A 13,419-nucleotide genomic window follows, 5' to 3' on the forward strand; every position below is an offset into this window, starting at 1 on the left:
ACTCAGCGGCGTGCGCCGCCGGCATAGGCCGGCGAGAGCGCGGCATGCCGCTTGGCGGGCAACACGGCGTCGCCCGTCGTGTCGCTGGTTGATGTCTTGCCGCCGCGACCGACCCAGGCCTGCAGATCGGTGAGCGCATAGACGACGCGCCCGCCGATCTTCGAATAGCGCGGCCCGGTGCCGTAGGTGCGGTGTTTCTCAAGCGTGCGGCCACTGAGGCCGAGAAAGCGGGCGGCTTCCGGCGTGCGCAGATAGCGCGGCGGAAGACCAGCGTTGGGATCGGGCATTGGAGCTCTCCGGCTTGGACTGTCGCGCCGCGCACCGTGCGCGGCGGTCAGGTCCAAGGCTGGCGGAGAGCGGTGGGCTGGAGGGAGTTCGAAGACCGGGAGCGGGAAAGCGGTCCCCTATCGAAGGCGAAGGGCCGGACCGGCGGTCAGGAGGTCCCGATATCCGCCGTCGCGAAGCCGTCCGGCATCAACGAGGAGACGCAGGGTGCGGCTGCGGAGGTCATGGGTCTTCCAGGACGGGCCGCTCGGCACGCGGTCGGCTCCGAACAGCCCTTGGGCGAGGACGCGATGGCTTGCGCCGGTCGCGCGGCCGTCGAGCGCGCGCAGACCCAGGATGAGACGCCGGCGGCGCTCCCGCGACAGGACTGGCGGCGCGCTGATGGGTCGGCCCAGCGCATGGGCCCAGAACAGGAGCACAGTCGCCAGCCGCTGCGGCGTCAACGCGTCGAGCGGCACGAGCACGGCTGCGATGGGCGCTCGCTCCCGGCTGTCCGGCCGCCAGATCTGGCGCGCCGCCGTCGTGGTCAGACCGTGCCAACCATCATTGGCGAAGCGAACTGAAGTCGCAGCCGGTGGCGCAACCGGCGATCGAGGCGACAAGGATGGCGGTAAATCCGATGAGATCAGCGTGTCGACGCTCAGCACCGGGAGCCACAGGGTCGAATGTGATGCGTCGCTCGTTGGGTCGCTCAGGAAATCGCAACCCCCAGCGCGCGGCGATCTCTTCGCTGCCCGCGTCGTCGCCGGTCAAACCGGCCTCAATCCAGTCCTGCTGATAGGCAGGGTTTCGTCGCAAGAACTCCCAGGCAAGGTCCCTTAATTGGGCGGTTTCGAGGTCCGCATAAGCGGCCGCGGACCGCCAGTCGCGTGTCGACATGGCGTGCTCCGGATCTTAGCGCGAAGCCACAGCCTCGCGGATCAATTCAAGAAGATTCGATTTGCTTGAGAGGCTTGGGAGTCCCCCTTTTAGCAACAGGCGTTGCTTTGCAAGCAACACGCATTCAATGCAGGGGCGATTTGGCGAGAAGGTCACGATAGCCCGATTCGGTCATCCAGCGCGCTCTCGCCAAATGGCTGTCATGCACGCGCTTGGCGCGCTCGCTGTGCGTGGCTGGATCGAGACCGAGCACGATGCGCGCCACCTCACGCCAATCGGCGCCCTCGGCTGCCGCATCGAGCAGACGCAGATAGATGACCGCATGCGCACGGTCATAGTCGGTGACGGTCGGCGCCCTGGGCGGCTCGTCCTGAAGCGCAGGCGATGTCATGAAGCCCTCCATTGCGAAGCCTACAACGAACTTTGCTACGAAACGATCTCACAAGGCCGCGGTTCACACAGTTGCTTGCGTCCTGTTGCGGTTGCGCCGGGAATGCTCGCGGAAACGCCAACGCAGAACGCGGATACATACTATAGAAGATAAACTCATAGTGTGTAGAGCGCCGACGGTGCCGCAATGGATATGCGGCGACTGGTCGGAAGGAACGTGCGACGAATCAGGCTCGAGATGGGCCTGACGCAGGAGGCGTTCGCCGAGAAGACCGGCTTCAGCCAGCAATATCTGAGCGGCATCGAGCGGGGCGTGCGCAATCCGACAATCGTGACGATCTTCGAGCTCGCGACCGCCCTGGGCGTGTCGCATGTGCGGCTTGTCGAGCCGGACGGCGAGAGCGACGAGGCGGCGAAGCCGCTGCGCCATGGCGGACGCCGCAAGGCGGGCTGATCGGGCGTCAGACGCGCGGCAGCGCGGAGCGTGCGAAAGCGCCCCGCTGGTGAGGCGGGGCGCTTGGAGGCGGAACTCCTCAATCGCCGTTGCGGGAACGGTTCTGGCGGGACCAGATCAACTCGTATTCGCCGCCCTCCATTTCGAAGAGGTTGGCGAGGATCGGCGCCGGGAGCGAGGGGTCATCCAGCTTGACCGAGAGATACTCGCGGCCTTCGTTGGAGGTCTTCTTCCAGGCGGCGCCGATTTCGGCCCGGCCGGAGAAGATGCGGTAGGCGGGGGCCTTGTCGCTGGTCTTGTCGGTGGGCCGGACCTGAACCTTGGCGTCGAGGGTGAGGGTCGATACCGTGCCGGTGAAGCCGTCGCCGGTCTTGGTGAAGGTGCCGATGGTCGCCATGGTAGTGTCTCCTGTCTGTCTCTCGGGCCGCGCCCATCGCGGCCTCGATGGCGATCGGCAGGCCGGAGGCGAGCGCCGACGCACTCCATTGGAGCCGCAGCGCAGCGGAGGACGGCGAAGGCGGAACTTTCTTGGCCATCGCGAGGAATGGCGGCGATCCGGGGTCCCTGCGCGACCTGTCGCGTGGGGTGGTCCCCGCCAGGGGAAGAAAGTTCCGGTCCGCCGTTGCGGCCGAGGCGATCGAGGCGTCAGCCGTCCTTCGGCCAGATCAGGCCATCCGAGGCGGCGTGGGAGCGCCCAGGGGCGCCGACCCGGGGCACAGATGGCGACTGTCGGAACCAGCGATCAAGAGGCGAGCGCCACCGGTCGTGGTTTCGGCGGCCCTGGCGCGGACAAGGGATGAGGCGTTCCGAATCGACAAGACCGGCGACAAGGCTGGTCCATGCGAGTTGTGTGATCAGGCCCGCAATGTCGCCGTGGAAGTGACCTCTCCCACACCGCCCGAGTTCAGGTCAGCCGTGGCGATCGCTCGTGCTCCGGCGGAGGCAGAAGCGCGACTAATGGCGGTGGCGCAGGAAGACGCTTCTGGTCCCAGTTGTGCGCGCTACCGTCCGCTGTCTGTGGGCGCACGACCCCTAGCGCCCGTATCCGGCATGGGCGCTTCACCCAGCGCGAAGAGCTGCAGCACGGCGGAAACGCCCGCCGCCAGCCCGCCGATCGATGCGAAGATGATCCGCCAGGCTTCGGACGGCACGCTGAGCGACGCAACACCGAGCATGACATGATATCTAGCGATAGCCGCCGGAATCCCGAAGCCGAGCGCGAGCGTCATGCGCACCGACGGCAGGCGGATATTGGCGAAGAGTATCCGAGCGAGCATCAGCGTGGTGACGCCAGCGGCACCGCCGGCGAGGATAGCGCCGATTGGTCCCGCGCCGGTGTCCATCGCCCATATGAATGTCTGCATGCCGACGAAGACCGGCGCGGCGACGACGGCGAGCTTGAACAGCACGACCACCGCGACGACGATGCCGATAATGCCCAGGACGACGCTCATGGCAGCCTCCCACGTTCCAGTGGTGTCGATCGACCCCGCACGGCGCTGATCATGGCCGACAGGCGACCCAGGCGGAATCGCCTGTCGATGAACCGAGGCGACATCGCCGCCTCGGCGTGAAGAGAACGGGCGCTCATCGCGCCCGGAAGTCCATAAGCGGGATGCCGAGCTTCTTCGCCTTGTCGACGAGATTGTCGGTGACCCCGGAGCCCGGGAAGACGACGAGGCCGAGCGGCAGCGTGTCGAGGAGCGCATCGTTGCGCTTGAACGGGGCGGCCTTGGCATGAATGGCCCAGTCAGGCCTGAAAACGATCTGCGCGACCTTGCGGGCGTCGGCCCAGCAGGCGGCGATCTTCTCGGCGCCGCGTGGCGTGCCGCCATGCAGCAGGACCATGTCGGCGTGCTTGGCGTGGACGCGGTCGAGCGCGTCCCAGATGCGGCGGTGATCGTTGAACTCGACGCCGCCGGCGAAGGCTATCTTCGTGCCCTTCGGCATCAGCGGTTCGAGATCGACGCGGCGCTTGGCGGCGATGAAGTCGCGGCTGTCGATCAGGGCCGCCGTCATGGTGCGGCGGCTGGTCAGGGAGCCCGAGCGTGGTCGCCAGGTCTGGCCAGTGTGGACCTCGTGCAGGTCGGCGGCGGCATCGCGCATGAACTCGAAGCTGTTCCTGCGCTCGATCAGGCTCAGGCCTTGCGCGATCAGTCGCTCAAGTTCGACCGAGCGGACTTCCGAGCCGTCCTGCTCGCGTTGCTTGTGCTTCTGCTCGTCTTCGTTGGCGTCAAGCGCGCGGCCAATGCGGTCGACCCCGCGATGGAAGAGGTTGACCACTGACCAAAGGAGATCGGAGAGGTCCGGCTCCAGTCGTGTGTCGGAGAGCGTGGCGGCAAGCGCGTCGAAGATGTCGGCGATCGCGCCGCCGAGCCTGTCGGCATCGGGCAGCGGTCGCGGATCGGGTTCGTCGTCGAAGGGTCGATGACCATAGAGTTGGAGTTCGTCGAGCAGGCTTGCCGTGCTCAAGACGGCGCGGGCGTCATGGGAGTGATCGGTGGCGAAACAGTCGTTCATGGCGGCATCCTCGCTTGGCGGACCGCGCGACATGCGCGGCCTTCAGGCGATCTCCACGCCGGAAGGGGCGCGGGCCGGCACCCTCAGGGCCGCAGCGTCAGCGGAGGACGGCGGAGCGCGGCTTTCTTGTTGCGCGAGGAATGACGGGCACGACCGTTTGGCCCGAAGTCGGCACGCGTCGCCCGTCAGGGGAAGAAAGTCGCGTGCAGCCGTTGCGGGACCGGGCCGTCTCCGGCTTGATCGCCCTCTTGAAGGCCCGTGGCGCTCGGTTGGTGCGACAAGCGCCACGGGACTCCCGGCAACTATGGGGCCGTTTGCGGACGAGAAGCAGTCAGATCGGAGTACCGACAAAGCCGAGCAAGCAATAGCTGATTTCGGGTTCTTGCCCATCGCGTGCGAAGATGGCAGCCGAAGCTGACGCTGACAGCTTTGTTGCAGATTCGACTAGTGCCAGTAACTTCTTGGACAAAGCTATATCGTGAACGGGGGGGCAATTGACTAGCGAAAATCCGCCTACATCGAGAAGGCACGCAGGTGGGCAGGCTACGGAAGCGGGGATGGCTTTCCAGGCCGAGGTCGGGACGTGGCTTGCCGCTCATTTGCTGGCGCGGATGCCGGTTGGCGGACGCTTCGGCCTCGCAAACACCGCCTTGCCGGTCGCGATCCATCTCGAAACCGGAGATGGGCTCGATGACATCCGTTTGGTCCAAGACGACGCGAGCCGCATCGACCTGCAGAGCAAGACCAGCGCCGGGCTTGCCACCAGTTCTAAGAGCCCGCTCGGTAAGACCATCAGCCAGCTCGTTCGCGTCATTATCAACGCCCGAGCTACCGGCGTCGCGGTCGATCCGGCGAAGGGGCGCGCCATATTGGCAGTTGCCGCTGGTGCACCGCGGACACTCGATGCGCTGGAGCGCGGGTGCCGCGCATTCGATTTAGGCGGCAGCTGGGCAACCACCAAGGCCGGGCGGTCGTCGGCAGAGCGCGACGCACTCGATCTGTTCGAGACCCATGTGCGGACCGCATGGACGACGCATTCCAGCATGGCGCCGACCGACGACGAACTGGTGACGTTGGCGCGGATGTTCCGCATCGTTCGCTTCTCGATGAGCGAGGGCGAGGACAATTGGCGCGAGGCCTCGCGCCTCCTCGGCGCGCGGCTCTTTGGTGCCGAAGCTGCCGGGGACGCGACCTTGCGCGAATTGAAGGGCATCATCCGCGGCATGATCGCCAGCGGCGCGCCTGGGGATCGCGCCGGCCTGCTGCGCGAGCTTCGCCGGCTAGGCCATAACGACGTCAGTGCCGCCGACTATACCGCCGATCTTGAGCGCCTGTCGGCCACAACCTCGGCCGAACTCACCCGTCTCTTGGGACATACGCGCCTGCCGATCGCTGGCGGCATCCCGATCGCGCGGGCCAGCGACGGGCCGCTGGGCAGCGCGGTCAACACCGGCTCCCTGATCGTCATCGGTGAGCCCGGCGCTGGCAAGACCGGCGCGTTAGTCGCGCTGGCGCAGACACGCCGTGCGGCGGGTGACACAGTGGTGTTCCTCTCGGTCGACCGCTTCCCTGGCGTCGCCATCGCCGCCGATCTCCAGTCGGAGCTGGGTTTGGCGCACCCGCTAACCGAGGTGCTCGCCGCGGCGCCCGGCGCTGGGCGCAAGCTGCTCATCATCGATGCGCTTGACGCGGCGCGTGGCGGTCCGGCGGAAGACGTCTTCGCCCAACTGATCGAGGTGCTTGGAGCCTCGGCTCCGGATTGGACTGTCATCGCCTCGATCCGCACGTTCGACTTGCGCAACGGTCGGCGGTTTCGCGACGCAATGCCTGGCACCCCGCCCGAACCGGCCTATGCGGAGACGGGTCTTGCCAAAGTGCGGCATTTCCGGGTGCCGCGGCTCGCGGACGAAGATCTCGACGCCGTCGGCATCGCTGACTCTTATCTCGGCGCACTGTTTGCCGCCGCACCCGACAAGCTGCGCGACCTACTGCGCAACGTCTTCAACCTCTCGCTCGCCGCGCAACTGCTCGCCGATGGCGCAAGCCCCGACAGCATCCGTACCGTCGCCACGCAGTCCGACCTGATCGACGCTTATGAGGACCGCCGGCTCATAGGCACACCGGCGCGTCAGGCTGCGTCCGCCACGGTCGCGGCGATGGTCGCGCGCCGGCGTCTCGCGGTGCGCAAGGTGGTTATTGGTCACGATCAGGTCGACGCCGTTATCCAGACCGGCGTACTCGCCGAGTCTGGTGATCTCGTCAGCTTCGCTCATCATGTACTGTTTGACCATGTCGCCGGACGCTTCTTCCTCGAATGGGATGATCCCGCGCGGCTGATCCCACAACTCGGCGGCGACAGCTCGATCGCGCTCATGCTCGCGCCGTCGCTGCGCTTCGCGATCGAGCGGTTGTGGCGCCAGGATGCTGACGGCAAAGCGCAGGTTTGGCGCTTGGTCGCAGACATCTATGCTGATCCGGCGGTCGATCCAGTCCTCGCCAATGTCGCTCTGCGCACAGCGATCGAGCGCGTGGGCAAGTCAGCCGATATCGCGGGCCTAGTCGCGCTGATAGCGGTGCGCCCGAGTAACGACGCTCTGGCGACGATGCTCTCGCGGCTCGCACGCTTCGTCGGCCTGGCGGTTGAGGCGGCAGGGAGCATAGTGCCGGACGAAGCTCTAGCCTGGGCGATGGTCGCCGACGCCGCGATCGCAGCGGGCTCACGCGACCTTTCCGACGCCACGCGCTTCCTTCTCCTCACTCTGTTCGACAAGGGCGACCTTGCCGCACCCGCACTGCTCGGCGTGTTCAACCGCGCCGCGCGTGCGCTGCTCGCCTTAGCCTGGGCCGCTGATCCGCCGATGCAGCAGACGGCGACCAACGCGATCCGCTTCGTTGGCAAAAGCTTCTCGGCCGATCCCGCCGCATCGCGAGCATTACTCGACCGGATGCTCCGAGAGCCGCATTTCTCCGCTCTTGCCGACAAGGAAGCGACCTGGCTGTCGGAGCAGATCATGCCGATCGCACGGGCCGACGCCGATTTCGTGATCGAGATATACCGTACACTCTATTCGCGCGACATCACCGACAACAGCACCTCGCTCATGGGTGGTGGGCGGATCATGCCGTTCACTTCCAGCCGCAGCCAGGATTACCGTCACTGTCGTTACGAATTGGGCCGTCAGGTCACGGGCCTCCTTGAGTTGTCGGTGCGGCTCGGGACGCGCGCAATAGTAGAAGCATCACTCGGCGATACCGATCGCGTGATGGGCTTGGGGGACTCTCGAAAACAGGTTGTAGTGTCGAGCCGTGCGCCTTTTGACCTGCTCGGCCGCGATCGTGAATACAAAGCCTGGGACGACACCGAAGAACGCCACGGTACGCAGGACGACGGTGTGCTCGCGCAGCTCGTTACGCATTTGCGCAGCTGCTCGCTTGGAGACTTTTCCGAGACGGTTGAGGCAGCGGCGACTGTCTATGTCGGACCGGCCGTGTGGACACGGATACTAGGAGTTGGTGCCGAGCGTGTCGGTGAGGTTGCCGACATTCTGTGGCCGTTTGCGTGCAACATCACGGTTCTGACGCATGGCGACATCGTCCGCGATGCGGTTCGCTTTCTAACGGCGTCCTACCCATTACGGTCGATTGCCGAACGGACCGCGTTCGAGGCTGAAGCATTGCAGCCTAATCTTTTCGCGGAAGACGCCCAGCAGCGCTGGTGGCGCCGTGTCCTCAGCCGCTTCCTGTCGTCATTAGCAGAAGACGCGATCGTGACCGACTCAATGAGGGATCTGCGCGTGGAACTAGTGACCGCTGGCGAGCTGACTGGCAATCCACCGACACGCTCGATGATGATCAACTGGGAGTCCTCAGACGGCGTTACCCGAAGCCTACTCGCTGGCGAAGGCGTCGATACCGAGGAAGGCGTGGACGCTCAGATGCTGTCGCAGTCCGAAGCGCTTTATGGCCTAGTTCAGACAACGCCCCCAGCCAGCGACATGGCTGCGCTTGTCGCCTTGTGGAAGGCGACGCTCGCGACGATCCACATGTACGACGACAATGCGGCCGCGCTTCACGAGAAAGTCGAGCAGCCTGTCTGGGGACATATCAGCAATGCCGTCGAACGCATCGTCGAAGCCGACGCTTATGTGCCCGGCACCGAGGACATGCCGTCGCTCGATGAGTTGCTGGGCATTCTCGAGCGATTGTGGGCCAGCCGCTTTCCCGAACCCAGGGAGAAGGACGAGGGTTCAAACCTTAGCTGGGGCAATTGGGAAGTCCGCGTCTATGCAGCCCAGGCTTATGTCGAACTCGCCCGGCGCTTTGGCCAAACGCATGGCGAACTTGTAGGCAAGTTCGATGTGATGCTCGCCGATCCCGCGCCCCAGGTCCGCCTCCAAGCCGCGCAACGCTTGTTGGTGCTATGGCATGTCGCACGGGATAAGATGTGGGACCTCGCCGAGCAGGTAGCGCGTGACGAGCCGCACACCGAAGTGCTGGCGTCTTTCCTCCACTATGTCGTGCCGCGCGTCACCTGGCAGGACGTCGAGAAATGCAAGGCGATCATCGAGATCGTCCGCGCCCGCCGCGAGTCGGTTGAGCGCGTCGGTCAGCCCGGTTGCGACGAAGTGGCAGAGCAACTTGGCAGCCTGACCGCGCAACTCTGGTGTTGGCAGGAAGATACGCTGGCACTCGACTGGCTCAAGGCGTGGGCCGAAGAACCAGCCGTGCATCGCGAATTCTTCACCTCTTTCCTCTCGATGCTGCGCAGCGCCTTTTTCGCCCGCTATGCGGATGGTAAAGAGCGCGACGTTGGGCTTGCTGATCGCTCGCAGCAAGCGGCGATGATCATCCTGGAAGCATGTTTGGTGGTCGCAGAAGCCAGCCATGCTGCGGTGACGGGCGGAAAAGTCAGGGACGCTGAGCGCGAAGGAGCGGTCGCCGCCTATCAGGCTTCGGAGTCGGTGATCGGTCACCTCATGAACCAGTTCTATTTCGGCTCGGGCGCGTACACCGGCAATAACGAGGCCCCCGCAGGGCTCAAATCACCCGATGCGATGCGTCGATTCCTTATGGACTATCGCCCGATGCTTGCGCTGCTTGCGACGTCGCATGAACCTTCGACGCACCATCATCTCGTCCAACTCTATGAGTTCCTGATCCCCGGCCATCCGGCCGGCGTGTTCGACGCGCTTCATGCGCTACTGACAGGGCCGGCCGCGCGCGAGGGCTATCATCATGAAGGCCTGGCCGCACCGGTCATCGTGCGGATGATCACGCGATACATCGCTGACCACCGCTCGATTTTCGAGGACGACACGCGCCGAGCCGGGCTCGTCGAAATCCTTCGTCTGTTCTCTGACGTGGGGTGGTCAGACGCGCTTAAGCTGCTCTACGACCTGCCTGACCTGCTTCGGTGACGATAATCTGATCCACGCGATCACTCGAGGCCAAGCCAACCTGCCGGAACGTGGGAAGATTGCAGTGGTAGCGAAGGGCCGCTTTCTGGGATGCATTCTCATGCATCCGGCGACTGGAACGGTGAAGGGTTTCGGGTGCCTTAGGCGTACGAAAGCCTCTCATGCAGGAACCCGCGGTCCGCAGCTGAGCTTTATGGGGATTTGATGATTTCGGCCTGGGCTTTGGTGGATTTGCGAGCTGCGCCGCAACCTGTGGATGACGGGGCCGGTCGGACCTTTCGCTCCCAGGCGTCCCCGCCGGGGCCCGGACTGGCGGGCATTTGCATGTCATCGGCATCGTGGGTCGTGTGAACGACAAGAGGTTCCATCGACGGTGAAGGGTTTCGGGTGCCTTAGGCGTACGAAAGCCTCTCATGCAGGAACCCGCGGTCCGCAGCTGAGCTTTATGGGGATTTGATGATTTCGGCCTGGGCTTTGGTGGATTTGCGAGCTGCGCCGCAACCTGTGGATGACGGGGCCGGTCGGACCTTTCGCTCCCAGGCGTCCCCGCCGGGGCCCGGACTGGCGGGCATTTGCATGTCATCGGCATCGTGGGTCGTGTGAACGACAAGAGGTTCCATCGGCCAAAGCGCTGGTGCTGTGGCGCGGCTTTCTCGTTGTCCATGCCGGGTCATGGCGAGCACTCCCGGGTGGATGGTTCTGATGCCGGCGGTCCTCGCGATCGGTAGGCACGGGTGATGATCTCGATGATGCTCATGCGGCCACCGCAGCAGGGGCAAGGTGGGCGGTGATCGGGCGGGTCGGGTTCGATGTGCTCGGCCTTGATGGTCGGTTCCGGCTTCGGCGCCACGGCGAGAAGTTCCCGGGCGCGTGCGAGGCATTCCTTGCGCGCTGAACTCGCCAGTAGCCCGTAGTGGCGGATGCGGTGGAACCCGCGTGGCAGGGTGTGCTATAGCGCGTCAATCTGGATGCGACCGTGCGTCAATCTGGATGAGACGAGGCAGCCGAGTGATTTGATCATTGTCGCGCGCGGCAGAAGTAGCAAGCGTTTTGATTGTCGCTGCGCGTCAATCAGGTTTCGGGGTTGTTTGTGGAGGCTACGGGTTCTTTGTCCGCTTTCGATCAAGCGCGGCTCGGCGTCGGTAGCTTTCGACGTTCATTTCGAGGATCGTTGCATGGTGGACGAGGCGATCGATGGAGGCGAGTGTCATGGCTGGATCGGGGAATATCTTTCCCCATTCGCCGAAGGGCTGGTTTGCCGTGATCAGCATTGAACGCCGCTCGTAACGCGCGGCGATCAACTCGAACAGAACGCTGGTTTCGGCCTGGTCCTTGGTGACGTAGGCGATGTCATCGAGGATGAGCAGATCATAGCGTTCGAGCTTTGTGATGGCAGCTTCCAGTGCCAACTCGCGCCGGGCCACCTGCAGCCGTTGCACGAGGTCGGTGGTTCGCGTGAACAGCACACGCCAACCGTTTTCGACCAGGGCCACGCCGAGGGCTGCCGCCAGATGGCTCTTGCCCCCGCCGGGCGGCCCGAACAGCAGGACGTTGGCACCCTTTTCAAGCCACGCGTCACCAGCAGCCAGCGCCATCACCTGCGCTTTCGAGATCATGGGTACATGCATGAAGTCGAAGGCGGCGATGGTCTTTCCGGGCGGCAGCCTGGCCTCGGCCATGTGCCGCTCGGTGCGGCGGCGGATGCGGTCGGCAACTTCAAGTTCGGCCAGCACCGCCAGGAAGCGGGCTGCTGGCCAGCCCTCCTTGTCGGATTGTGCGGCGAGCTTGGCCCACATGAGTTTGACGCCAGGAAGACGCAGTTCACCAAGCAGCAGTTCAACGCGCGCGGTGTCGATTGTGGTGGACACGCTCATGCCGTCACCTGCGAGGTTGGTGTTGCCTGCAAGGCTGCCGTTGCTGCAACAGCGACGACCGCCACCAGTTCGTCGTAGACCGAGAGCGGCACCACCTCGACCTCGATCAGTGGTACCGATGCTGCACCCGGGCCAAAGTAAGCGCGCAAGAACGCCAAGTCAGGCAATCGGCCTGCACCGACGTCGGCATCGATAGCCTCTGCGAGTTCGGCTTCACAGGCCCGATCATGGGCCAGTGCCAGCAACTCGACGATGATCTTGCAGGCGCGCCGGTCACCGGCAACGGCCAGCAGAGCCTCGAATGCACGCGCATAGGCAGGGCGTGGGAACAGTTGATCACGATAGACCAGATTGAGCAGCGCCATCGGCTTCTTGCGCAACGCGTGGATCACATGCCGGTAGTCAACAACGTGACCGCCCTTGTGTTCGGAGACAGGCTGCCCGCGTCGCACCGTCATCATGAGTGTCGATCCAAGCAAGCACTCCAGCCGGTCATCATACAGCCGCACCCGCAGGCGATGGCCGATAAGGCGCGAGGGTGCTGTGTAGAACACGCGGTTCAGCATAAAGCCGCCGCTTTTGGTGACGGTGACAGTCTTGTCCTCGAAGTCTGCTGTCCGCCGCCTGGGTAACTTGCCAAGGCTCGGCATCTCCAGTGCGATCCGTTTGCGGTTGTGCGCGTTCTGCCGACCCACAATCAGGTCGACGAACCGGCGGTAGGCATCAAGATCATCAAAGTCTCTGGACCCGCGCAGCAGCAGTTCGTCTTTCAATGCGTTCTTGAGATGGCCGTGCGGGCCCTCGATCGATCCGTTCTCGTGGGCAACGCCGGGATTGTTGCGCGACGGTGTCATGCCGTAATGGGTCATCAGGCCCTCGTAGCGCTGTGTCAGGTCGTCCCCGGCTGTCTTGTCGAGATTGCGGAAGGCTGCCGACAGACTGTCGCTGCGGTGCTCGGTGGGAACGCCGCCAAGTGCCCACAGGGCGTTCTGCAGCCCCTCGGCCAAGGCCACGAAGCTTTCGCCGCCAAGCACAACATGGGCATGCGCGAACCCCGAGAACGCCAGCCGGAAGTGATACAGCCGGTGCTCAAGGGCGATGCCAGCCACCGTTATGCCCAACGCACGCGTATCGGTGAAGTCGGACAGGCCCATGCGGCCAGGCTCGTGTTCCTGACGGAAGATCACATCCCGCTCCGGGCCATGCTCTGCACGCCAGTGCGTGATCCGCCGCTCCAGGGTGCGGCGGATGTTCGGGTTCAGCTCCGGATGCCGACGCCGCAACTCAGCCATGACGCTGACGGTGCGGATAGCTGGGGCCGCCTGCAGGATCGGCACGACATCGACATCCCAGATCGCAGCCAACGGGTCTGGTCGCCGCCGCCCGCGGGGCTTCTGCTTCTGTGATGGGAGCCGGGGATCTGCATCAATGCGGAAGCCGCTGGCCCGGCTGATGCCACTCCTGGCGGCCGCAACGGTCGTGTCCTGGGTTCTGCGAATGCTCATGTATAGCCTCATCTGGTGATCGGTGATGTGGAGGCCGGGCAAGTTCTGATCCCTCTCGTATGGAGACGAACCGGACCATTGCCCCAGACCTACCC

Annotated in this window: 10 protein-coding genes and 1 pseudogene; 2 read left to right on the plus strand and 9 right to left on the minus strand. The window is 64.5% G+C overall.

The window, feature by feature from the left end; all coding sequences use genetic code 11:
- Window positions 1–2 precede the first annotated feature (2 nt).
- The 4 genes and pseudogenes from HEQ16_03785 to HEQ16_03800 all read right to left on the minus strand — a co-directional run bounded on the left by HEQ16_03785 (window position 3) and on the right by HEQ16_03800 (window position 1,555).
- The gene (locus HEQ16_03785; protein MCO4053179.1) at window positions 3–287 is read right to left on the minus strand and encodes a helix-turn-helix domain-containing protein; all 285 of its coding nucleotides are present in this window, start codon (window positions 285–287) and stop codon (window positions 3–5) included.
- A gap of 117 nt (window positions 288–404) precedes the next feature.
- Window positions 405–911, minus strand: a complete 507-nt coding sequence (locus tag HEQ16_03790; GenBank protein ID MCO4053180.1) for a DUF2285 domain-containing protein — start codon at window positions 909–911, stop codon at window positions 405–407.
- Window positions 912–969: 58 nt separating this feature from the next.
- Window positions 970–1,164: pseudogene (locus tag HEQ16_03795) on the minus strand (hypothetical protein).
- A gap of 124 nt (window positions 1,165–1,288) precedes the next feature.
- A complete protein-coding gene (locus tag HEQ16_03800; protein ID MCO4053181.1) occupies window positions 1,289–1,555 on the minus strand; it encodes a DUF2285 domain-containing protein in 267 nt (88 codons plus the stop codon).
- A gap of 186 nt (window positions 1,556–1,741) precedes the next feature.
- Between HEQ16_03800 and HEQ16_03805 the strand changes: the two genes are divergently transcribed.
- Window positions 1,742–2,008, plus strand: coding sequence for a helix-turn-helix transcriptional regulator (locus HEQ16_03805; protein ID MCO4053182.1), 267 nt, complete (start codon window positions 1,742–1,744; stop codon window positions 2,006–2,008).
- Window positions 2,009–2,087: 79 nt separating this feature from the next.
- Here HEQ16_03805 and HEQ16_03810 read toward each other — a convergent pair whose 3' ends face one another.
- The 3 genes from HEQ16_03810 to HEQ16_03820 form a co-directional block, all read right to left on the minus strand.
- On the minus strand, window positions 2,088–2,405 hold the full coding sequence (locus HEQ16_03810) for a DUF736 domain-containing protein (GenBank protein MCO4053183.1): 318 nt from the start codon (window positions 2,403–2,405) through the stop codon (window positions 2,088–2,090).
- 604 nt (window positions 2,406–3,009) lie between these two features.
- The gene (locus HEQ16_03815) at window positions 3,010–3,462 is read right to left on the minus strand and encodes a hypothetical protein (protein ID MCO4053184.1); all 453 of its coding nucleotides are present in this window, start codon (window positions 3,460–3,462) and stop codon (window positions 3,010–3,012) included.
- A 133-nt stretch (window positions 3,463–3,595) separates the two neighbouring features.
- The gene (locus HEQ16_03820; GenBank protein ID MCO4053185.1) at window positions 3,596–4,561 is read right to left on the minus strand and encodes a DUF2493 domain-containing protein; all 966 of its coding nucleotides are present in this window, start codon (window positions 4,559–4,561) and stop codon (window positions 3,596–3,598) included.
- 1,373 nt (window positions 4,562–5,934) lie between these two features.
- Between HEQ16_03820 and HEQ16_03825 the strand changes: the two genes are divergently transcribed.
- Entirely contained in the window at window positions 5,935–9,945 is a 4,011-nt protein-coding gene (locus HEQ16_03825) for an ATP-binding protein (protein MCO4053186.1), read from the plus strand.
- A 1,097-nt stretch (window positions 9,946–11,042) separates the two neighbouring features.
- Here HEQ16_03825 and HEQ16_03830 read toward each other — a convergent pair.
- Window positions 11,043–11,819 (minus strand): ATP-binding protein, encoded by a 777-nt coding sequence (locus HEQ16_03830; protein ID MCO4053187.1) that lies wholly within the window; start codon window positions 11,817–11,819, stop codon window positions 11,043–11,045.
- Window positions 11,816–13,366, minus strand: coding sequence for an IS21 family transposase (locus HEQ16_03835; GenBank protein MCO4053188.1), 1,551 nt, complete (start codon window positions 13,364–13,366; stop codon window positions 11,816–11,818). Before HEQ16_03835 ends, HEQ16_03830 begins: the two co-directional genes overlap by 4 nt.
- Between the last annotated feature and the right edge of the window lie 53 nt (window positions 13,367–13,419).

Origin of the sequence: Bosea sp. (in: a-proteobacteria) (assembly GCA_023910605.1) — a bacterium.
Taxonomy (GTDB): domain Bacteria; phylum Pseudomonadota; class Alphaproteobacteria; order Rhizobiales; family Beijerinckiaceae; genus Allobosea.

What these genes read in the sequence shown, in the direction of transcription:
- HEQ16_03785 (MCO4053179.1), bottom strand. Translation starts at nt 287, where the DNA reads ATGCCCGATCCCAACGCTGGTCTTCCGCCGCGCTATCTGCGCACGCCG.
- HEQ16_03800 (MCO4053181.1), bottom strand. Translation starts at nt 1,555, where the DNA reads ATGACATCGCCTGCGCTTCAGGACGAGCCGCCCAGGGCGCCGACCGTC.
- HEQ16_03805 (MCO4053182.1), top strand. Translation starts at nt 1,742, where the DNA reads ATGGATATGCGGCGACTGGTCGGAAGGAACGTGCGACGAATCAGGCTC.
- HEQ16_03810 (MCO4053183.1), bottom strand. Translation starts at nt 2,405, where the DNA reads ATGGCGACCATCGGCACCTTCACCAAGACCGGCGACGGCTTCACCGGC.
- HEQ16_03815 (MCO4053184.1), bottom strand. Translation starts at nt 3,462, where the DNA reads ATGAGCGTCGTCCTGGGCATTATCGGCATCGTCGTCGCGGTGGTCGTG.
- HEQ16_03820 (MCO4053185.1), bottom strand. Translation starts at nt 4,561, where the DNA reads ATGTCGCGCGGTCCGCCAAGCGAGGATGCCGCCATGAACGACTGTTTC.
- HEQ16_03830 (MCO4053187.1), bottom strand. Translation starts at nt 11,819, where the DNA reads ATGAGCGTGTCCACCACAATCGACACCGCGCGCGTTGAACTGCTGCTT.